We start from the raw sequence: 20,072 nt of genomic DNA on the forward strand, positions 1-20,072 counted from the left end.
TCTGCCATGAGCCTGGATAACATCTCCTGCCAGAAGAGCTTCGGCGGCTGGCACAAGCGTTACCGGCATCATTCCAAGGTGCTGGGTTGCGATATGGTGTTCGCTGTGTACCTGCCGCCGCAGGCCGAGCAGGGCGAAAAGCTGCCGGTACTGTACTGGCTCAGCGGCCTCACCTGCACCGACGAGAACTTCATGCAGAAGGCCGGCGCCCAGCGTCTGGCCGCCGAGTTGGGGCTGATCATCGTTGCCCCCGATACCAGCCCGCGTGGCGAGCAGGTGCCGGGCGATCCGGACGGCGCCTGGGACTTCGGCCTGGGCGCGGGCTTCTACCTCAACGCCACCCAGCAACCCTGGGCCCAGCACTACCGCATGCACGACTATGTGGTGGAGGAGTTGCCAGCCCTGATCGAGGCCCACTTCCCGGCGTCGGGCGAGCGCAGCATCAGCGGCCACTCCATGGGTGGGCATGGCGCGCTGGTGTGCGCCTTGCGCAATCCGGGGCGCTACCGCGCGGTGTCGGCATTCTCGCCAATCAGCAATCCGATGGATTGTCCGTGGGGCGAGAAGGCCTTCAGCCGCTACCTGGGTGAAGACCGTGGACGCTGGCGTGAGTGGGATGCCAGCGTGCTGCTGGCCGAAACCCCTGCTGGCCAATGCCCGCCGTTGCTGGTGGACCAGGGCGACCGTGACGACTTCCTCGAGAAGCAACTCAAGCCTGAAGCGCTGGAGCAGGCGGCACGCAAAGGTGGCCATGAAATGACCCTGCGTATGCAGCCGGGTTATGACCATAGCTACTACTTCATTGCCAGCTTCATCGAGGAACACCTGCGCCATCATGCGGTGGCACTGGGGCGGGTTTAACGCCTCCTGTGGGAACGGGCGTGCCCGCGAAGGGCTGCACAGCAGCCCCAATCCCACAAATCCCCTGCAAAGCAGGTAGAATCACGCCCTGACTCATTCAGGGCGTTTTCTTATGCGTATTGGCCACGGCTACGATGTGCACCGTTTCTGCGACGGTGATTTCATTACCCTGGGCGGGGTGCGTATCCCCCACAAATACGGCCTGCTGGCCCACTCCGACGGTGACGTGCTGCTGCACGCCCTGAGCGATGCCTTGCTTGGCGCTGCGGCGCTGGGCGACATCGGCAAGCACTTCCCTGACACTGACCCGCAGTTCAAGGGGGCTGACAGCCGCGTGCTGCTGCGCCATGTGGTCGGCATCGTCAAGGCCAAGGGCTGGAAGGTCGGCAACGTTGACGCCACCATCGTCGCCCAGGCACCGAAAATGGCCCCACACATCGAAACCATGCGCCAGCTGATCGCCCAAGACCTGCAGGTCGAGCTCGACCAGGTCAATGTCAAGGCCACCACCACAGAGAAGCTTGGCTTTACCGGCCGCGAGGAGGGCATTGCCGTGCATTCGGTTGCCCTGCTGCTGCCAGCATGACCGAACTGGAATTGCTGGGCCCGCGCGCATCGGGCGAACCCCTGGGCACCGCCGTCCTCAAAGCGGTTGCCGAAGACTTTCAGGTTGACGAAGTTCTGGATATACCGCTATCGGGCCAAGGCGAGCACCTGTGGCTGTGGGTCGAGAAGCGTGATCTGAACACTGAAGAAGCCGCCCGGCGCCTCGCCCGCGCCGCTGGCGTGCCCGTGCGCAGCATCAGCTATGCCGGCCTGAAGGACCGCCAGGCGCTGACCCGCCAGTGGTTCAGCCTGCACCTGCCGGGCAAGGCCGATCCGGATCTGTCGCGTGCCGAGGATGCCAGCCTGCGGGTACTCAAACAGGTGCGTCACCAGCGCAAACTGCAGCGCGGCGCGCATTCGGCCAACGGGTTCACCTTGCGCCTGACCGCCCTGGCTGCCGATCACCAGGCGGTGGATGCCCGCCTGGAGCAGCTCAGGCAGCAAGGTGTGCCCAACTATTTCGGCACCCAGCGCTTCGGGCACGGGGGTGGCAACGTCCATGACGCCCTCGATTGGGCCGCGCGCAAGGCTTTGCCTGAACAGCGCAACGTGCGTTCGCGGCTGCTTTCGGCCGGGCGCAGCTACCTGTTCAATCAGTTGCTGGCTGCGCGTGTGGCTGACGGTAGCTGGGCCCGAGCCCAGGTCGGCGACCTGCTGGCGTTCACCGACAGCCGCAGTTTCTTCCCGGCGGGTGAGGCGGAATGTGCCGACCCGCGCCTGGCGATTCTCGACCTGCATCCAACCGGCCCGATGTGGGGGGAGGGCGCTTCACCTGCTGGCGGTGCGCCTGCGCAGCTGGAAAACGCTATCGGCGCACGTCAGCCGGCACTTTGCCAGTGGCTGGCCCAGGCGGGCATGGATCACGAACGGCGAATTCTGCGGCTCCCTATTGGCGGCCTGACGTGGCATTATCCCGAGCCTGATATCCTGCAACTGGAATTCGTCCTGCCGGCCGGATGCTTCGCCACCGTGGTGGTGCGTGAAGTCGTGGATCTGGTGTCGGCAGGGCAGACGGACAGCCCATGCGTATTCTGATTTCGAATGACGACGGTGTTACCGCACCTGGCATCGCCGCGCTGCACGCTGCGCTGGCGGATTATGCCGAGTGCGCGGTGATCGCCCCGGATCAAGACAAGAGCGGCGCCAGCAGTTCGCTGACGCTGGACCGGCCACTGCATCCGCAGACCCTGGCCAATGGCTTCATCAGCCTCAACGGCACGCCGACCGACTGCGTGCACCTGGGGCTCAATGGGCTGTTGCCGCAGATGCCGGACATGGTCGTGTCGGGGATCAACCTCGGTGCCAACCTGGGTGATGACGTGCTGTATTCGGGAACCGTCGCTGCGGCGCTGGAAGGCCGCTTCCTCGGCGGTACCTCGCTGGCGTTCTCGCTGTTGTCGCGCCAGCCGGACAACCTGCCGACTGCGGCCTATATCGCCCGTCGTCTGGTCGAGGCACAGTCGCGCCTGGTGTTGCCGCCACGCACCGTACTCAACGTCAATATTCCCAACTTGCCGCTGGAGCACATCCGTGGCATCCAGCTCACCCGTCTCGGTCACCGGGCGCGGGCGGCGGCGCCCACCAAGGTGGTCAACCCGCGTGGCAAGGAAGGCTACTGGATTGCCGTGGCCGGTGATGCCGAGGACGGCGGCCCGGGCACCGACTTCCACGCGGTGATGCAAGGCTACGTATCGATTACCCCGTTGCAGCTCGACCGCACCTTCAATGATGCCTTCGAGCAGCTCGATGGATGGCTGGAGGGCCTGCTCTGATGCGCGAGGACGATATGCTGCGGCGTGGCATCGGCATGACCTCTCAGCGTACCCGGGAGCGGCTGATACAGCGTTTGTGCGAAGAGGGGGTTTCGAACACCAAGGTGCTCGACGTGATCCGTCGTACGCCGCGCCACCTGTTCGTCGACGAGGCACTGGCGCATCGAGCATACGAAGACACCGCGCTGCCGATCGGCCACAACCAGACCATCTCCCAGCCGTTCATGGTTGCTCACATGAGCGAGTTGTTGCTCGAGGCCGGGCCGCTGGACAAGGTGCTGGAGATTGGCACCGGTTCGGGCTACCAGACGGCGATCCTGGCCCAGCTGGTCGAGCGGGTGTTTTCGGTAGAGCGCATCAAGGTGCTGCAGGACCGGGCCAAAGAGCGCCTGGTGGAGCTTAACCTGCGCAACGTGGTATTCCGCTGGGGTGACGGTTGTGAGGGGTGGCCGGCGCTTGCGCCGTACAACGGCATCATCGTCACCGCCGTGGCGCCGGAAGTGCCCCAGGCACTGCTCGATCAACTGGCACCCGGTGGGCGCATGGTCATCCCGGTAGGGCCGGCCGGCGAAGCGCAGCAACTGATGCTGATCGTGCGCGAGGAGCATGGATTCTCCCGTCGCGTACTGGGGGCTGTGCGTTTCGTGCCGCTGCTCAACGGTCCCCTGGCCTGAGGCCTGTTGATCTGAGCTGTGCGGGCATGAGGCGCGGTGTATTTTTGTGCCGGTGGCGAATTCTTGTCACTTCGCCCTGTCTATCAGGCGGTGCGAAGCGCTAACGCACAGCGTGCACCGGGGTTTTTTGCCCGTCTTTCGTGCCCGTCTGCCATTACCGGCTGGCTTGGTTATAATTGCAACAATATTGCATTTCTTGTCTTCATATCGATTTTCGGCACCATGAGGGGAGCGCGGGTGGGTCACACAGTCATTCGGCAGCGCAAGGACGGGTCGGGTTTCAAGCTTCTGGTGATTGCATTGGCCATTGGCACGCTTCTGGTGGGTTGCTCAAGCACCAGCAGCAACAGCGCGCGGGTGGTCGACCGCAACAACACCGTGCCCAAGCGACCGGCGGTGACTTCTGGGCAATACATCGTCAAGCCAGGCGACACCCTGTTCTCCATCGCCTTCCGTTATGGCTGGGACTACAAGGAGCTGGCGGCACGCAACGGCATTCAGGCGCCTTATACCATCCGCCCGGGCCAAGCGATTCGTTTCAGCAGCGGTTCCAGTAGTCGCACCACGGTGGTGTCCAGCCCGTCCTCGTCAAGCCGCACCACGGTCACGCGGCGGCCTGTGGGCAGCACTGCCACGGCGCCTGCCAGCACCAGCAAACCGGCCACGTCGGCGCCTTCCACCCCTGCCCCTGTGGTCGCTACCGTACCAGCCGCAGAGCGCGCGGTAGGTGGTTGGACCTGGCCTGCCAACGGTGTACTGATTGGAAAATTCGCTTCAAACGGTAGTTTGAATAAAGGCATTGATATCGCCGGTGATTTGGGACAGCCTGTTTTTGCTGCGTCTGATGGTGCGGTGGTTTATGCCGGGAGTGGTTTGAGGGGCTACGGCGAGCTGATCATCATCAAGCACAGCGACACCTACGTCAGTGCCTACGGTCATAACCGCAGGCTGTTGGTTCGGGAGGGGCAGCAGGTCAAGGCAGGGCAGTCGATTGCTGAAATGGGGTCTACGGGCACAGATCGGGTGAAGCTGCATTTCGAGATTCGCCGCCAGGGCAAACCCGTCGATCCACTCCAGTTCCTGCCACGTCGTTGACCGTTGTACCCAGCCTGTTCCTGTGATGTAGAGGGGACAGGCTCAAGCGCTGCCAGGGAGAAAGGTGTCGCTCGAGTCTGAGTTCGAACTCAGCAAAGGATTATAACAATGGCTCTCAGTAAAGAAGTGCCGGAGTTTGACATCGACGATGACGTCCTCCTGATGGAGACGGGTATCGTTTTGGAAACGGATGTGGTGTCAGACGAACCTGCTGTATCTTCGGTTCGGACGAGGGCCAAATCGGGCTCTTCGCTCAAGCAACACAAGTACATCGATTACAGCAGGGCGCTCGATGCCACCCAGCTGTATCTCAACGAGATCGGTTTCTCGCCGCTGCTTTCGCCGGAAGAAGAAGTGCATTTTGCGCGCTTGTCGCAAAAGGGTGACCCTGCCGGCCGCAAGCGCATGATCGAAAGCAACCTGCGCCTGGTTGTCAAAATTGCCCGTCGTTACGTGAACCGTGGCCTGTCGCTGCTCGACCTGATCGAGGAGGGCAACCTGGGGCTGATCCGTGCGGTCGAGAAGTTCGATCCGGAGCGTGGTTTCCGTTTTTCGACCTACGCGACCTGGTGGATTCGCCAGACCATCGAACGGGCGATCATGAACCAGACTCGCACCATTCGCCTGCCGATCCACGTGGTCAAGGAACTGAACGTCTACCTGCGCGCCGCGCGCGAGCTGACGCAGAAACTCGACCACGAGCCCTCGCCGGAAGAAATCGCCACCTTGCTGGAAAAGCCGGTCGCCGAGGTCAAGCGCATGCTTGGCCTGAACGAACGGGTGTCTTCGGTAGACGTGTCGCTTGGCCCGGATTCGGACAAGACGCTGCTCGATACCCTGACCGACGACCGCCCGACCGACCCGTGCGAACTGCTGCAGGATGACGACCTGTCGCAGAGCATCGATCAGTGGCTGGGCGAGTTGACCGACAAGCAGCGTGAAGTGGTTGTACGCCGCTTTGGCCTTCGTGGCCATGAAAGCAGTACCCTGGAGGATGTTGGGCTGGAGATCGGCCTTACCCGTGAACGGGTGCGGCAAATCCAGGTGGAAGGGCTCAAGCGCTTGCGCGAGATCCTTGAAAAGAATGGTCTTTCCAGCGAGTCATTGTTCCAGTAGCTAGCGCTGTAACAAAAGACGCCCCGATCATCTCGGGGCGTCTTTGTTTGTGGCGAAAAGCGAGGTGCCCTTCAGGTTGCCGGGGCGCATGGCGCCCAGACGCTACCTGGCAAGACACCTATCAAATGTGTACCGCGCTACCCCGGTAACATCGTGTGTAAGCCTTTGCTTACTCGTTGTGTAAGCTTTCCATGCAACCTTCAGTAAATCAAAGTCGTTTCCAAAGGCTGCATTTTTACAACCCATTGAAAAGCATGGTTTATTCACCGGTGAGTAAATGTGTCCGCGGAAATACCTTGCAAGGTCCATCGCTTGCTCGCCGGGCTGAACCCGCTAGTATTCGAACTGTGCACAGGGACATGCACAGGCTTTCAGGATGAAGGCCAAGGACGTCGCAAGAAGCGATTTCATCAGGATGATGTTTGGGACAAGCAGGGACTACGGAAAAAAATGTGGGCGGGTCAAACCGCCCCTTTTTTTTGCCCGTAGGAAAACAAAAAAGGCCCCGAAGGGCCTTTTTCGCGTCTGGGCGCTATCAGCGCTCCAAGTCGGCAATCTTGCCAGGCTTGCCATCCCATTCTTCAGCGTCCGGCAGGGCGTCCTTACGCTCGGTGATATTCGGCCAGATTTCCGCCAGCTCGGCGTTCAGCTCGATGAAGTTTTCCATGCCAGAAGGCACTTCGTCTTCCGAGAAGATGGCTTGCGCTGGGCACTCCGGCTCGCACAAGGCGCAGTCGATGCACTCGTCCGGGTGGATGACCAGGAAGTTCGGGCCTTCGTAGAAGCAGTCCACCGGACAGACTTCCACGCAGTCGGTGTATTTGCATTTGATGCAGTTGTCGGTGACGACGAAGGTCATTTCTAATTCTCTCCTCAGGCGACGGCGGCGGCCCTTCCTCTCAGGGCCGCGCGGTTTACGGGTATGTGGCTGCAGGCCAGGCTAATAACCTGCAGCACCAGCAAACCGCGGCGGATTCTACCAGCTTGTAATGGGCGCCGTTATAACAGGTTCTTTAGTTGATATAGCATTTCGATAGCTTGACGCGGGGTCATGTCGTCCAGTTGCAGCTTGCCCAGCTTCTCGATGGCTGGATGAGGCAGGCTGGCAAACAAGTCGCTCTGGTGCGGCACTTGCGGCGCGTCCTTGGCCTTGTGGGCCGCAGGCTGCTCATGGGGCAGGCTGGTGGTTTCCAGCCGGCCAAGGTGCTCGCGGGCACGCTGGATCACTGCCGTCGGTACGCCGGCCAGCTGCGCAACGGCCAGGCCGTAGCTTTGGCTGGCAGGGCCGGGTAGCACGTGGTGCAGGAACACGATGCGTTCATTGTGCTCGGTGGCGTTCAGGTGCACGTTGGCCACCAGCGGCTCGCTCTCCGGCAGCACGGTCAGTTCGAAGTAGTGGGTGGCGAACAGTGTGTAGGCACGCAGCTGGGCCAGGCGCTCGGCGGCAGCCCAGGCCAGCGACAGGCCATCGAAGGTGCTGGTACCGCGGCCCACTTCGTCCATCAGCACCAGGCTGCGGTCGGTGGCGTTGTGCAGGATGTTGGCGGTTTCACTCATCTCCACCATGAAGGTCGAGCGCCCGCCGGCCAGGTCGTCACTGGAGCCGATGCGGGTGAAGATGCGGTCGACCAGCGACAGCTCGCAGCTGGCTGCCGGCACGAAGCTACCGATGTGGGCCAGGAGCACGATAAGCGCAGTCTGGCGCATGTAGGTCGATTTACCGCCCATGTTAGGGCCGGTGATGATCAGCATGCGCGTACTGTTGTCCAGGCCCAGGTCGTTGGCCACGAACGGCGTGGTCAGTACCTGTTCCACCACCGGGTGGCGGCCCTGCTCGATGCGCAGGCAAGGCTCGTCGACAAAGCGTGGGCAGCTCAGGTCGAGGTTCAGTGCGCGCTCGGCCAAGTTGCTGAGCACATCCAGTTCGGCCAGGGCGGCGGCGCTGTCCTGCAGCGGTGCCAGGTGGCTGATCAGGGTTTCCAGCAGCGCGTCGTAGAGCATCTTCTCGCGGGCCAGGGCGCGGCTCTTGGCCGACAATGCCTTGTCCTCGAACGCCTTCAGCTCCGGGGTGATGAAGCGCTCGGCGCCTTTGAGGGTCTGGCGGCGGATGTAGTCGCCCGGGGCCTGCTCGGCCTGCTTGGTCGGCAGTTCGATGAAGTAGCCGTGCACGCGGTTGTAGCCGACCTTGAGGTTAGCCAGGCCGGTGCGGGCCTTTTCCCGGGCTTCCAGGTCGATCAGGAACTGACCGGCGTTCTCGCTGATTGCCAGCAGCTCGTCCAGTTCGTTGTCATAGCCGGCTTTCAGTACACCGCCGTCGCGGATCACCGCCGGCGGGTTATCGATGATCGCCCGCTCCAACAGGCTGGCCAGCTCCGGATAGGTACCGGTAATGGCCGCCAGACGCGCCAGGTGCGGCGCTTCGAGCTCGGTCATGGCGTTCTGCAGCTCTGGCAGCGCGCCCAGTGCATCGCGCAGGCGTGCCAGGTCGCGCGGGCGGGCATTGCGCAGGCCAATACGGGCGAGGATCCGCTCGATATCGCCAATTTCCTTCAACTGCGGCTGCAGCTTTTCGAAGCGGTAGCTGTCGAGCAGGCAGCGGATCGAGTCCTGGCGTGCTTGCAGCACCTTGAGGTCGCGCAGCGGGCGGTTCAGCCAGCGGCTCAGCAGGCGGCTGGCCATGGCGGTCTGGCAGCGGTCGATCACCGATTGCAGGGTGTTGTCGCGCCCACCGGCCAGGTTGATGTCCAGCTCCAGGTTGCGGCGGCTGGCCCCATCGAGGATGACTGTATCGTCCAGACGCTCGTGGCGCAGGCTGCGCAAGTGCGGCAGGGCGGTGCGCTGGGTTTCCTTGGCGTAGGTCAGCAGGCAGCCGGCGGCGCCGATGGCCAGGGTCAGCTTGTCGCAGCCGAAGCCCTTGAGGTCCTTGGTCGCGAACTGCTGGCACAGGGCCTTGCGTGCCGAGTCGCGGTCGAAGTCCCAGGGTGCGCGGCGGCGGGCACCTGGGCGTTTCTCCGCAGGCAGGTCCCGTGGCCAGTCGTCGGGGATCAACAGCTCGACCGGGTTCAGGCGCTCGAGTTCGGCCAGCAGGTTTTCCCAGCCCTTGATCTCCTGCACGCTGAAATTGCCGCTGGTGATGTCCAGTACCGCCAGGCCGAACAGGCGCTCGTCACCGAGCAGTGCGGCAATCAGGTTGTCGCGGCGCTCGTCGAGCAGTGCCTCGTCACTGACCGTACCCGGCGTGATGATGCGCACCACCTGGCGCTCCACCGGGCCCTTGCTGGTGGCGGGGTCGCCGATCTGCTCACAGATCACCACCGACTCGCCGAGCTTGACCAGCTTGGCCAGGTAGCCTTCCAGCGAATGGAACGGAATCCCGCACATGGGGATGGACTGGCCGGCCGACTGACCGCGGGCGGTCAGGGTGATATCCAGCAGTTTCGCGGCCTTTTTCGCATCTTCGTAGAAGATCTCGTAGAAGTCGCCCATGCGGTAGAACATCAGCTGGTCCGGGTGCTGGTTTTTCAGCTTCCAGTACTGCTGCATCATCGGGGTGTGTGCGGAAAGATCTGACATTCAGGGCCTTACAGGGGGGATCTGGTTGGCGATGGTAAACCCGTAATGGTACAGGCTTTTTCGTTGCGATGCAGGCGCGTGCTGCGGGGCGTGCGCCTGCAGTCTGGCGGGCAATGGTGGAGCTGCGCCGCGTAACCCTCTAGAATGCGCGCCCCTCGACGAATGCCCCTAGCCCTGATCTGCAAGATGAATGTGTCCAGTCCTGTCCCTTATGTAACGCAACAGCTGATCTACCTCCTTTATGGCGAGCGCCGGATCTATCAGCTGGAGGCAAAACTCAGCATCCTCACCGCCCTGGCCCGTTGCAAGCCGGCTGAGCTGCCGGTGATCCGCGTGCTTACCGACCAGCCACAGGCTTTTGCCGGCTGGCCGGTGGAAGTGATCGCACTGGACGAGCAGACCTTGCAGGCCTGGGCCGGCGACGGCGGCTACACCCATCGGCGCAAGGCCTGCGCCATTGCCCAGGCCGGGCAGTGGGCGGACAAGACCGTGTTCATCGATACCGATACGGTATTTCTGCAGTCGCCGCAAAAGCTGTTCAGCCAGGTCGATGCCGGGCAGTTCTTGGTCGACGAGGTGGAAATGAGCTGGGCCGAGGCTTCGCGCAGCAGCTATTACCGCAGCTTCATCGAGGGGCTTGCTGAGTCGGGCGAAGCACCAGCCGATGACTTGCGGCTGTGTAACAGCGGTGTCATGGGCTTTACCCGCGACAACGTTGGCATTGCCAAGCGCGCCATCGACCGGATCGACAACTGGACGCCGTATGCCCGTGACCTGCATACGATCGAGCAGATCGCCTTTTCCTTCGAATTGCACGGCGCGCCGATCAATGAGGCGCGCGGCGTGATCAGCCATTACTTTGCGATGAAGCAGTACGTGCATGCCATTCTAGAAATCTTCTTTGCCCGCCATGGCGAGCATTTTCATTCGAAGATGCCAGGTCTGGCCCTGAAGGTGCCGGCGCATCGCCCGGTGCCCTCTTGGCTGGCTAGGCTCTCGGTGAAATGGAGCCTCAAGCATGTGCCCCGGGATCTGCGTGGCATCGGCCGCAAGTTGCTCTACGGCAGTGTGATGAATGCTGATGACTACCAGCGCGCGTGCAAAGTGGTCTGGTGGCGTTCGGCAATCGAGGACATGCGCAAGCTGGGCGGCTTCGACTGGAGCCGGGAGTGGCCTGACGGGCTGCCGCGGCTGGGGCAGCGTGACGAACTGGCGTTCAGCGAAATCGCCCGGGCCAGCCTGAAAGTTTCCTGAGCCAGAGCCCGAAGCAGGGTGATAGGGTAGAGAGCCGCCCTCGAGGAGCACCCTATATGGACCCGATCACCACGCTCGCCACCCGCCTGGGTGAGCACCTGCGCCGATTCAATGCGCAGGTGACTACCGCCGAATCCTGCACCGGTGGTGGCATTGCCGAAGCCATCACCCGCATACCTGGCAGCTCGGCCTGGTTCGAAGCCGGTTACGTCACCTATTCCAATGCCCAGAAAACACGCCAGCTGGGAGTGCCTGAAGCGTTGTTCGGTCAGGTGGGGGCAGTCAGCCAGGAAGTGGTCGAAGCCATGGTCCGTGGGGCTCAGGCCGCCAGTGGCGCACGCTTCGCCGTGGCGGTGAGTGGTGTGGCCGGGCCGGACGGCGGCTCGCCAGCCAAACCGGTGGGCACTGTGTGGCTGGCCTGGGGTGATGGCGACCGGGTGTTCAGCGAACGTCGGCAGTTCGACGGTGACCGCGAGGCGGTGCGCCGACAGACGGTGATCGCCGCGTTAGACGGCTTGTTACAGCTTGGTGCCGAGTAAATCGACGACAGGGGTTTGCGCGGGCGTCTGCCTGTGGAATAATACTGGCTACTTATACAGGTATTCCGGCCGTCAGGGCCAAGTCGAACACGTGAGGATTTCAATGGACGACAACAAGAAGCGCGCCTTGGCTGCGGCCCTGGGTCAGATCGAACGCCAATTCGGTAAAGGCGCGGTCATGCGCATGGGTGACCATGAGCGTCAAGGCATTCCGGCCATCTCCACCGGCTCGCTGGGCCTGGATATCGCCCTGGGCATCGGCGGTCTGCCAAAAGGCCGTATCGTCGAGATCTACGGCCCGGAATCGTCGGGTAAGACCACGCTGACCCTGTCTGTCATCGCTGAAGCGCAGAAGAACGGTGCTACCTGCGCCTTCGTCGACGCTGAACATGCCCTTGACCCTGAGTACGCTGGCAAGCTGGGCGTCAACGTCGATGACCTGCTGGTTTCGCAGCCGGACACCGGTGAGCAGGCGCTTGAAATCACCGACATGCTGGTGCGTTCCAACGCGGTCGACGTGATCATTGTCGACTCCGTTGCCGCGCTGGTACCGAAGGCCGAGATCGAAGGCGAGATGGGTGACATGCATGTGGGTCTGCAGGCCCGCCTGATGTCCCAGGCACTGCGCAAGATCACCGGTAACATCAAGAACGCGAACTGCCTGGTCATCTTCATCAACCAGATCCGTATGAAGATCGGTGTGATGTTCGGCAGCCCGGAAACCACTACCGGTGGTAACGCCCTGAAGTTCTATGCTTCGGTCCGTCTGGACATCCGTCGTACCGGCGCGGTCAAGGAAGGCGACGAAGTGGTCGGCAGCGAAACCCGCGTCAAGATCGTCAAGAACAAGGTCTCGCCTCCGTTCCGTCAGGCTGAGTTCCAGATTCTTTACGGGAAAGGTATCTACCGTAACGGCGAGATCATTGATCTGGGGGTATCTCAGGGCTTGGTCGAGAAGTCCGGCGCCTGGTACGCCTACCAGGGCAACAAGATCGGTCAAGGCAAAGCCAACGCTGCCAAGTACCTGGCTGAGAACCCGGCTATTGGTGCCGAGATCGAGAAGCAGATTCGTGAGAAGTTGCTGAAAGCGGGTGCTGCTGCTGAAGCCGGCAAAGCTGCTGCTGCCGAAGCTGATGCCGATGACATGGCCGACGCTGACGCCGGTTATTGATTGCGCAGTAGATAGCCAAATATGTCTGCCGTACTCGACACCCCCGTCGCCATCCGGCGGACAGCCATGGACCTGCTTGCACGACGTGAGCACGGTCGAGTCGAGCTGACGCGCAAGTTGCGTCAGCGCGGCGCTTCGGACGAGCTGATCGAGCCTGAACTCGATCGGCTCGCCGAAGAAGGGCTGCTTAGTGAAGCCCGCTACCTTGAGAGTTTCATTCGTTATCGTTCCGGCTCTGGCTATGGCCCTGCGCGTATTCGCGAAGAGCTGTGTCAGCGTGGTTTGGCGCGTGCAGATATCGACCAGGCCCTGCGTGAAAGCGAGGTGAATTGGGGCGAGCGTATGCGAGATGTGTGGCAGCGCAAGTTTGCCGGGCAGCGCCCGCAAGATCCGCGCAGCCGCGCCCAGCAGACCCGGTTCCTGGCTTACCGTGGGTTTCCCATGGACATGATCGGCCGTCTGCTCAGTGGGCGTGATCTCGACGATTATTGACGCTCGAAACTACAGTGCACGTGCACGTCGCGGATAATCTGTTTTGCCAAATGCCCCAGGCTGTCTCCATTCCATTGTAGGCGCGGGTTCACCCGCGAATACGGTGGCGGCTGCGGCGGTGAATGACCGGGGATGTTGGGCAACAGGTTAGGCCCTTTCGCGGGTAAACCCGCTCCTACGACGGTCTGCGTCCAACAACCGATCCGGTGCAGGAGCAGCCTGAGGTTGCCCCTGCAGGTATTACGCGAGCTGTTACAGCGAAGCATCAACTCACTTTCAGCGCCTGCCTGGCCCTCTGCGTGGTATGCATGGGTTGTGGCTTGGCCCAGTTCTCCGGCAGGTTGATGAAATCCACCAGCTCACGCAAGCGGCCCTGATCCCGGCCGTTGAAGGCGAATGAAAGGCGGGTCAGATGGCTGTAATTGCCAACTTCGTGCTCGGCACTGCTATCCGCTTGCTGGTGATATTTGCCACTCAGGCGCAAATCGGCAAACCCTTCCTGAATGTCATACAACGCCGCTTCGCTGAGCGCATGGTGCATGCGGATCACGAACTGGCTCTTCAGCCAGCGGCTGGAGTGGTAGTTGCTGTAGAACTGGTTGATTTCCTCAACCGCCTCGTCAGCGCTGTGTACCAGGCGCACCAGCTTCAGGTCGCTGGGCAGGATGTAGCGGTTTTCTTCCAACTGGCGGCTGATGAAGTCCAGGCAGTCACGCCAGAAGCTGCCGCCCGGTGAGTCCAGCAGCACCACCGGTACCAGTGGGCTCTTGCCGGTCTGGATCAGGGTCAGTACCTCCAGCGCTTCATCCAGGGTGCCGAAGCCGCCAGGGCACAACACCAGGCCGTCGGCCTCCTTGACGAAGAACAGCTTGCGAATGAAGAAAAAGTGGAACGGCAGGAGTTTGTCGGTACCGTTCACCGTCGGGTTGGCATGTTGTTCGAAGGGTAGGGTGATGTTGAAACCCAGGCTGTGCTCGCTGCCGGCGCCTTCGTGGGCAGCCGCCATGATGCCGCCGCCGGCGCCGGTGATGACCATCAGGTCGGAGCGCGCCAGAGTGGCGCCCAGCTCGCGGGCCAGGGCGTACATCGGATGCTCGAGCGGGGTGCGTGCCGAGCCGAACACGGTCACTTTGCGTCGGCCCTTGTAGCGCTGCAGGGTGCGGAAGGACTGGTCCAGTTCGCGCAGGGCCTGCAGGGTGATCTTGGCGCTCCAGCGGTCGCTGTCGTCATGGGCCATGCGCAGGATGGTCAGCATCATGTCGCGGTAAAGCGGCAGGTTAGGGCTGTTGGGGGCAACCAGTTGCAGTTGTGCTTCGATATTGCTCAGGTCGATATTGTTGTCGCGGAAGTGGCTGAACAGCAGTTCATTCGAATGGTAAGGCATGCGACGTCTCCTTCTGCACCAATACCTCTGACCTCAATCTAGACCCTTGCGCCCGATCGTGCCGAGGTGTTCGGCGCAGCCGCCTGTCGGCCTGAGGCCATCGGCATCACGGGTTTGGTTAACTGGTAGAGTGAAACGTGTCGATGCAGGAGGTGGTGCTATGCATCGCTTGGTCATCGAAGTGGACTGGCAGCTCTACCAGCAGCTGGAGAACGCGGCCCAGGTGCATCACCTGAGCCTTGAAGCCGAGTGCCGTCGCAGGCTGTCGGGGCTGGAGTGTCGGTCGCGATACTTGCAGGCGCTGTTGGCGGAGATGCGCGCCGATGCCGTTGAAGGGCGCTGGCGCGCTCATGAGGACGAGAAGGCGTAGCGTTGACGCTGTGCTTACTTCTTCTTGTTGCCGGCCAGGCAGCTGGCGTTGTCGAAGGCCTGGTCCATGACTGGCTGGTTGGTCTTGTAGACCGTGAAGCGGTAGACCATGACGGCGCCCTTGGACATCAGGTTGCGGAAGCCGTTGTTGCGGCACACGCTGTCGCCGAGCTGGCTGCGCACCTGCTCAGGGTTGGCCTGCATGCGCGCTGCGTGGCTCTGGCGTACGCTCAGGTGGTTGACCAGCGCCTTGCCTTCAACGGTGTAACCCTGATCGAGGATGTCCTCGTTGATTGCGCGTGGGGTGCCGACGCTGCTCTCTTTGGCGACCTTCTGCAGCAGGGTGTTCAGGTCGTAATCCTGCTTGGATGCCGCCTGGGCTGCCAGAGGCAGGGCGAGCAGCAGGCTCAGGGCGGGGGCGATAAGGCGCAGCATGAATCTCTCCTGGTTCGATGACTGGCGCTTTGACATGCGCGGGTCAACGGCGTTCCGTAAAATTGCGCGTGGCGAGGACCGGCACGGTAGAAATCCGATTATAAGGAGCGCTTTGCCGGCTGCACAGCAATTGCCACCTGTTCTGGTAGACTGGCCGCCTTGTTTTTTCCGAGTCATCCTTGTGCCCATTTTCAATCTGTCCAGAGGCCTGCCGGCATGAGCCATGCGGTAGCGCGTCTGCGCGCCGAACGCCTGGCCCGCAGCAACAAGCCTTTCATCGCCCGTGGCTCGCGTGCCGAGCGTTGCCCGGATTGCCGGGTCATCGCCACCCATTGCCTGTGTGCCTGGAAGCCTAGGGTGCAGGCTGACGCGGGTGTGTGCCTGCTGATGCACGACACCGAGCCGCTGAAACCCACCAACACCGGCTGGTTGATTGCCGACCTGATTGAAGACACCTGGGCCTTCGGCTGGCTGCGCACCGCGGTTGACGAGCGCCTGCTGGCTTTGCTCGATGACCCGCGCTGGCAGCCTTATATCGTTTTTCCGGGCGAGTTCGTTGCCCAGGAGCGCGTGGTCAGTGAGGTGGTGCGCGAGCCGGGCAAGCGTCCACTGTTCATCCTGCTGGATGCCACCTGGACCGAAGCGCGCAAGATGTTCCGCAAAAGCCCGTACCTGGACCGCTTCCCGGTGTTGAGCCTGCAAGCCGAGCAGATGTCGCGCTACCGCCTGCGGCGCTCCAAGCGCGATGATCATTTCTGTACGGCAGAAGTTGCGGCCATGTGCCTGGACCTTGCTGGCGATAGCCAGGCTTCGCAGGCGCTGGATGCTTATCTGGATGTGTTCAGCCTGCATTACCTGAGTGGCAAACGGCGGCTGCCGCTTGACGAGCAGGACGACACCCACCAGCGTTTGCATACCTTCCTATAGTCCAAGGGGCACAACCCCTGCTTTGGTACATAATGACGGAGCTGGCAGCCAGGGTGGGCGAGACGGCAGGGCGATTGGCTTATCTCCCTTGACCGTGCTCGGCCTCCTTGGCGCCGATTCCCCGCCGGGCGCTTCCCTTCCACTCGAGTGCCTGGCACAGAACAGGATCCTTAGATCGATGGCCACATACGAAATCCTGATTGCCGATGACCACCCACTGTTCCGTGGCGCTCTGCGCCAGGCCGTTACCCTCGGGCTTGGCTCCGATGTGCGTCTGGTCGAAGTCGCAAGCATTGCCGAACTGGAAACCCGCCTGAGCGAAAAAGCCGACTGGGACCTGGTGCTGCTGGACTTGAACATGCCGGGTGCCTACGGTTTTTCCGGTCTGGTGCTGCTCCGCGGGCAGTACCCGCAGATCCCCGTGGTGATGGTGTCGGCACAGGAAGAGGCCGCCGTGGTGGTCAAGTCCCGCGAGTTCGGCGCCAGTGGTTTCATTCCCAAGTCCAGCACCCTGGAAGTGATCCAGGATGCGGTGCGCAAGGTGCTTGATGGCGAGGTCTGGTGGCCGCCGCAGGCGTTCGAAAAGGTCGATGTTTCGGCCGAGGCCAAGGCCGCCAGCGAAGGCTTGGCCAGCCTCACGCCGCAGCAGTTCCGCGTACTGACCATGGTCTGCGAAGGCTTGCTGAACAAGCAGATCGCCTATGAGCTGAGCGTGTCGGAAGCGACCATCAAGGCCCACGTGACCGCGATCTTCCGCAAGCTGGGCGTGCGTACCCGGACCCAGGCTGCACTGCTGCTGCAACAACTTGAATCGGTTGCCAGCAACTGACTGCGTGTGGCTTCACGCTTTTTTGACCCGAGCCGGTCTAGTCTGCTGGCCTTTCTGCTGTGAAGTGACTCACATGACATCGCCATTCAAGGGCCAGACCGGCCTCAAACGCATCTTCAACGCCGCTGGCTACTCGCTGGACGGCCTGCGTGCCGCCTTCAAGGGCGAGGCCGCATTCCGCCAGCTGGTGCTGCTCAACGTGCTGCTGATCCCGATCGCCTTCTGGCTGCCGGTCAGCCGCGCCGAGCGGGCCATCATGATCGCCGTCTGCCTGCTGGGGCTGATCGTCGAGCTCTTCAACTCGGCGGTAGAGGCGGCCATCGATCGCATTTCGCTGGAGCGCCACCCGCTGTCGAAAAATGCCAAGGACATGGGCAGCGCCGCACAGCTGGTGGCACTGACCATGGTGGCGCTGGTATGGGGTGTGATCCTGCTTTAAGCGATCGGTGGCAGCACGATCTCGTCACTGCGGGTAAAGCCGGCAGTAAAGCTGCGGCATAGCTCGAGAAACTCGCGCATGGCCGAGGTCTGGTACTTCTGTTTGTGCCAGATGAAGTAGAACTGGCGCAGCAGGTCCAGCTCCGGTGTTTCCACAGGTACCAGGCTGCCACGGCGGAAGGCGTCACGCAGGGCCAGGCGTGAAATGCAACCGATGCCCAGGCCCGACTCCACCGCGCGCTTGATCGCTTCGGTGTGCTCCAGCTCCAGGCGAATGTTAAGGTTGGCGCGGTGATGGCGCATGGCCTGGTCGAAGGTCAGGCGCGTGCCTGAGCCTTGTTCGCGCAGGATCCACGCCTCTTGCGAAAGGCTTTCGATATCGGCGCGGCCCAGTTTCGCCAGTGGGTGCTGTGGCGCACAGAACACCACCAGTTCGTCCTCAACCCACGGCTGAACTTCCAGGTCGGGGTGATTGCAGTCACCTTCGATTAGACCCAGATCAATTTCGTAGTGCGCGACCTGTTGCACGATATGCGCAGTATTTTGAACATGCAGTTTTACCTGGCTTTCCGGGTGCGTCTGCATGTAATTGCCGATCAGCAGGGTGGCCAGGTAGTTGCCGATGGTAAGCGTGGCGCCGACCGCCAGCGAGCCGAAACCGGATTTTCCGTTGAGCAGGTCTTCGATTTCCTTGGCCTGGTCAAGCAGGGCTACTGCTTGTGGCAGCAATTGATGGCCCAGGGCATTGAGGGCCAGGCGTTTGCCGGCACGGTCGAACAGCTGGCAGCTCGATTGCCGCTCAAGTTCGGTGATAGAGGTACTGGCGGCCGACTGCGACAGCGCCAACAGGCTGGCGGCCCGAGAGACGCTTTGGTGCTGGGCGACGGCGACGAAGACTTGCATTTGACGGAGTGTGAATCGCATATCGATATAACCGATAACACATATCTTGATAATCCAGTTAACAGATATTGTCGCTGCCCCTAAACTATTGCGCAACTGTGCGCTTTGCGCGCGCGTTTTTCTTCAGGAGCCCCATCGATGAGCAACATGAACCACGAACGTGTCCTCAGTGTGCACCACTGGAACGACACCCTGTTCAGCTTCAAGTGCACCCGCGACCCGGGCCTGCGCTTCGAGAACGGTCAGTTCGTGATGATCGGCCTGCAGCAGGACAACGGCCGTCCGCTCATGCGTGCCTACTCCATCGCTTCGCCAAACTGGGAAGAGCACCTTGAATTCTTCAGCATCAAGGTGCCGGACGGCCCGCTGACCTCGCAGCTGCAGCACCTGAAGGAAGGCGATGAGATCATCATCAGCAAGAAGCCTACCGGCACCCTGGTCCTTGACGACCTGAATCCTGGCAAGCACCTGTACCTGCTGAGCACCGGTACTGGCCTGGCGCCGTTCATGAGCGTCATCCAGGACCCGGAAACCTACGAGCGCTTTGAAAAAGTGATCCTGGTGCACGGCGTGCGCTATGTGAACGAAGTGGCCTACCGCGAGTTCATCACCGAGCACCTGCCGCAGAACGAGTTCTTCGGTGAGTCGGTTCGCGACAAGCTGATCTACTACCCGACCGTGACCCGCGAGCCGTTCGAAAACCAGGGCCGTCTGACCGACCTGATGCGCAGCGGCAAGCTGTTCAGCGACATCGGCCTGCCGCCGATCAACCCGCAAGACGACCGCGCGATGATCTGCGGCAGCCCGAGCATGCTCGACGAGACCAGCGAAGTGCTGGACAGCTTCGGCCTGAAGATCTCCCCGCGCATGCGCGAGCCGGGTGACTACCTGATCGAGCGTGCCTTCGTCGAGAAGTAAGGCGCAGGCGGGTACAGGAAGGCGACTCTCGGGTCGCCTTTCTTATGCCTGGGATTTGTGCATGGCCTGTTCCGGCCCTTTCGCGGGTAAACCCGCTCCTACGGGTGCAGCGCACGTCCCGGGAATTGCACGAAACCCGTAGGAGCGGGCTTGCCCGCGAAAGGGCCGGTGCAAGCGCCCCCCGATCTATTCGACCCGCGTCTCGCCGCTGTACACCAAGATTTCCCGGCACCGCTTGCACAGGTATCGCCGCCCTTGGTGCACCAGCTTGTGCCGCTGCGCGGTAAACGGGAAGTCGCTTTGCGGGCACGGGCAGCGGTAGATGTAGCGGGTCACTGCGCGCCGTTGCACGTCATAGTTGTGGCAACGATTGGGCGGCAGTTCATACACCCCGCGCATGATCAGCTGCCACTCTTCACCATGGGCCTGGATGCGGTCGCCAAACAGCTGGTGGGCAACCAGGTGTGCCACTTCATGGGCCACGGTCTGGCGCAGGAAGTCTTCCTGGTTTTCGCGGTAGAGCTGCAGGTTGAAGCGCAGCAGATTCTCGTGCAGGTGGGCGACGCCGGCTTTTTGCCCGCGCAGTTTGAAGCTGACTTCGGGGCGCGGGAAGCGGCGTTTGAAAAAGGCTTCGGCTTGCTGGTAACAGGTTTCGACGCGTTGTTTGAGCTGCTCGGGCATGGCGGGGCGGTTCTCCTGACCAGGCATTATGCCGC

Annotated in this window: 22 protein-coding genes; 16 read left to right on the forward strand and 6 right to left on the reverse strand. The window is 61.9% G+C overall.

The window, feature by feature from the left end; all coding sequences use genetic code 11:
• Positions 1–6: 6 nt before the first annotated feature.
• The 7 genes from fghA to rpoS all read left to right on the forward strand — a co-directional run bounded on the left by fghA (position 7) and on the right by rpoS (position 6,124).
• Positions 7–861, forward strand: coding sequence for an S-formylglutathione hydrolase (gene fghA / locus ACF8Q6_RS18190; RefSeq protein WP_392493192.1), 855 nt, complete (start codon positions 7–9; stop codon positions 859–861).
• 112 nt (positions 862–973) lie between these two features.
• Positions 974–1,447: a 2-C-methyl-D-erythritol 2,4-cyclodiphosphate synthase gene (gene ispF, locus ACF8Q6_RS18195; protein ID WP_392493191.1), complete on the forward strand. Its 474-nt coding sequence runs from the start codon at positions 974–976 to the stop codon at positions 1,445–1,447.
• Positions 1,444–2,502: a tRNA pseudouridine(13) synthase TruD gene (truD, locus tag ACF8Q6_RS18200; RefSeq protein ID WP_004574838.1), complete on the forward strand. Its 1,059-nt coding sequence runs from the start codon at positions 1,444–1,446 to the stop codon at positions 2,500–2,502. The genes ispF and truD overlap by 4 nt, the downstream gene beginning before the upstream one ends.
• Positions 2,490–3,239, forward strand: coding sequence for a 5'/3'-nucleotidase SurE (surE, locus tag ACF8Q6_RS18205; protein ID WP_010952690.1), 750 nt, complete (start codon positions 2,490–2,492; stop codon positions 3,237–3,239). Before truD ends, surE begins: the two co-directional genes overlap by 13 nt.
• A gap of 35 nt (positions 3,240–3,274) precedes the next feature.
• Entirely contained in the window at positions 3,275–3,913 is a 639-nt protein-coding gene (locus tag ACF8Q6_RS18210) for a protein-L-isoaspartate(D-aspartate) O-methyltransferase (protein ID WP_003252348.1), read from the forward strand.
• A gap of 237 nt (positions 3,914–4,150) precedes the next feature.
• Positions 4,151–5,008: a peptidoglycan DD-metalloendopeptidase family protein gene (locus ACF8Q6_RS18215; protein WP_161774442.1), complete on the forward strand. Its 858-nt coding sequence runs from the start codon at positions 4,151–4,153 to the stop codon at positions 5,006–5,008.
• Between the two features lie 108 nt (positions 5,009–5,116).
• The gene (rpoS, locus tag ACF8Q6_RS18220) at positions 5,117–6,124 is read left to right on the forward strand and encodes an RNA polymerase sigma factor RpoS (protein ID WP_003252351.1); all 1,008 of its coding nucleotides are present in this window, start codon (positions 5,117–5,119) and stop codon (positions 6,122–6,124) included.
• A gap of 535 nt (positions 6,125–6,659) precedes the next feature.
• Here rpoS and fdxA read toward each other — a convergent pair.
• Together fdxA and mutS are read right to left on the reverse strand one after the other, a co-directional pair.
• Complete coding sequence (gene fdxA, locus ACF8Q6_RS18225; RefSeq protein ID WP_003252355.1) at positions 6,660–6,983, reverse strand: ferredoxin FdxA; 324 nt, start codon at positions 6,981–6,983, stop codon at positions 6,660–6,662.
• A 140-nt stretch (positions 6,984–7,123) separates the two neighbouring features.
• Positions 7,124–9,697 (reverse strand): DNA mismatch repair protein MutS, encoded by a 2,574-nt coding sequence (mutS, locus tag ACF8Q6_RS18230; protein ID WP_014754268.1) that lies wholly within the window; start codon positions 9,695–9,697, stop codon positions 7,124–7,126.
• A 186-nt stretch (positions 9,698–9,883) separates the two neighbouring features.
• On the opposite strand from mutS, the gene ACF8Q6_RS18235 reads away from it, so the two are divergent.
• The 4 genes from ACF8Q6_RS18235 (at position 9,884) to recX (ending at position 13,153) form a co-directional block, all read left to right on the forward strand.
• On the forward strand, positions 9,884–10,951 hold the full coding sequence (locus ACF8Q6_RS18235; RefSeq protein WP_392493189.1) for a hypothetical protein: 1,068 nt from the start codon (positions 9,884–9,886) through the stop codon (positions 10,949–10,951).
• 56 nt (positions 10,952–11,007) lie between these two features.
• The gene (locus ACF8Q6_RS18240) at positions 11,008–11,490 is read left to right on the forward strand and encodes a CinA family protein (RefSeq protein ID WP_010952695.1); all 483 of its coding nucleotides are present in this window, start codon (positions 11,008–11,010) and stop codon (positions 11,488–11,490) included.
• A 103-nt stretch (positions 11,491–11,593) separates the two neighbouring features.
• A complete protein-coding gene (gene recA / locus ACF8Q6_RS18245; RefSeq protein ID WP_003252365.1) occupies positions 11,594–12,661 on the forward strand; it encodes a recombinase RecA in 1,068 nt (355 codons plus the stop codon).
• A 21-nt stretch (positions 12,662–12,682) separates the two neighbouring features.
• Entirely contained in the window at positions 12,683–13,153 is a 471-nt protein-coding gene (gene recX / locus ACF8Q6_RS18250; protein WP_003252366.1) for a recombination regulator RecX, read from the forward strand.
• 265 nt (positions 13,154–13,418) lie between these two features.
• On the opposite strand, the gene ACF8Q6_RS18255 is transcribed toward recX, so the two are convergent.
• Positions 13,419–14,537 (reverse strand): LOG family protein, encoded by a 1,119-nt coding sequence (locus ACF8Q6_RS18255; RefSeq protein ID WP_003252368.1) that lies wholly within the window; start codon positions 14,535–14,537, stop codon positions 13,419–13,421.
• Between the two features lie 160 nt (positions 14,538–14,697).
• Here ACF8Q6_RS18255 and ACF8Q6_RS18260 point away from each other — a divergent pair, with 160 nt between their 5' ends.
• A complete protein-coding gene (locus ACF8Q6_RS18260; RefSeq protein WP_012053470.1) occupies positions 14,698–14,907 on the forward strand; it encodes a hypothetical protein in 210 nt (69 codons plus the stop codon).
• A 14-nt stretch (positions 14,908–14,921) separates the two neighbouring features.
• Here ACF8Q6_RS18260 and ACF8Q6_RS18265 read toward each other — a convergent pair whose 3' ends face one another.
• Positions 14,922–15,341 carry a quorum-sensing-regulated virulence factor family protein gene (locus tag ACF8Q6_RS18265; RefSeq protein WP_012053469.1) on the reverse strand — a complete coding sequence of 140 codons (420 nt, stop codon included), beginning with the start codon at positions 15,339–15,341 and terminating at the stop codon, positions 14,922–14,924.
• A gap of 216 nt (positions 15,342–15,557) precedes the next feature.
• On the opposite strand from ACF8Q6_RS18265, the gene ACF8Q6_RS18270 reads away from it, so the two are divergent.
• The 3 genes from ACF8Q6_RS18270 to ACF8Q6_RS18280 all read left to right on the forward strand — a co-directional run bounded on the left by ACF8Q6_RS18270 (position 15,558) and on the right by ACF8Q6_RS18280 (position 17,536).
• Positions 15,558–16,268: a tRNA-uridine aminocarboxypropyltransferase gene (locus ACF8Q6_RS18270; protein WP_004574842.1), complete on the forward strand. Its 711-nt coding sequence runs from the start codon at positions 15,558–15,560 to the stop codon at positions 16,266–16,268.
• Between the two features lie 178 nt (positions 16,269–16,446).
• The gene (erdR, locus tag ACF8Q6_RS18275) at positions 16,447–17,097 is read left to right on the forward strand and encodes a response regulator transcription factor ErdR (protein ID WP_010952699.1); all 651 of its coding nucleotides are present in this window, start codon (positions 16,447–16,449) and stop codon (positions 17,095–17,097) included.
• Between the two features lie 73 nt (positions 17,098–17,170).
• On the forward strand, positions 17,171–17,536 hold the full coding sequence (locus ACF8Q6_RS18280) for a diacylglycerol kinase (RefSeq protein WP_010952700.1): 366 nt from the start codon (positions 17,171–17,173) through the stop codon (positions 17,534–17,536).
• On the opposite strand, the gene finR is transcribed toward ACF8Q6_RS18280, so the two are convergent.
• A complete protein-coding gene (gene finR, locus ACF8Q6_RS18285; protein ID WP_004574844.1) occupies positions 17,533–18,459 on the reverse strand; it encodes a LysR family transcriptional regulator FinR in 927 nt (308 codons plus the stop codon). The two genes, ACF8Q6_RS18280 and finR, sit on opposite strands and share 4 nt — an antisense overlap.
• Positions 18,460–18,576: 117 nt before the next feature.
• On the opposite strand from finR, the gene fpr reads away from it, so the two are divergent.
• Entirely contained in the window at positions 18,577–19,356 is a 780-nt protein-coding gene (gene fpr, locus ACF8Q6_RS18290; protein ID WP_003252381.1) for a ferredoxin-NADP reductase, read from the forward strand.
• A gap of 186 nt (positions 19,357–19,542) precedes the next feature.
• Here fpr and ACF8Q6_RS18295 read toward each other — a convergent pair whose 3' ends face one another.
• Positions 19,543–20,037 (reverse strand): SprT family zinc-dependent metalloprotease, encoded by a 495-nt coding sequence (locus tag ACF8Q6_RS18295; protein WP_003252383.1) that lies wholly within the window; start codon positions 20,035–20,037, stop codon positions 19,543–19,545.
• Positions 20,038–20,072: the final 35 nt, after the last annotated feature.

It is taken from the genome of Pseudomonas sp. GLN_2 (assembly GCF_043106005.1).
GTDB classification, from domain to species: Bacteria; Pseudomonadota; Gammaproteobacteria; order Pseudomonadales; family Pseudomonadaceae; genus Aquipseudomonas; species Aquipseudomonas alloputida.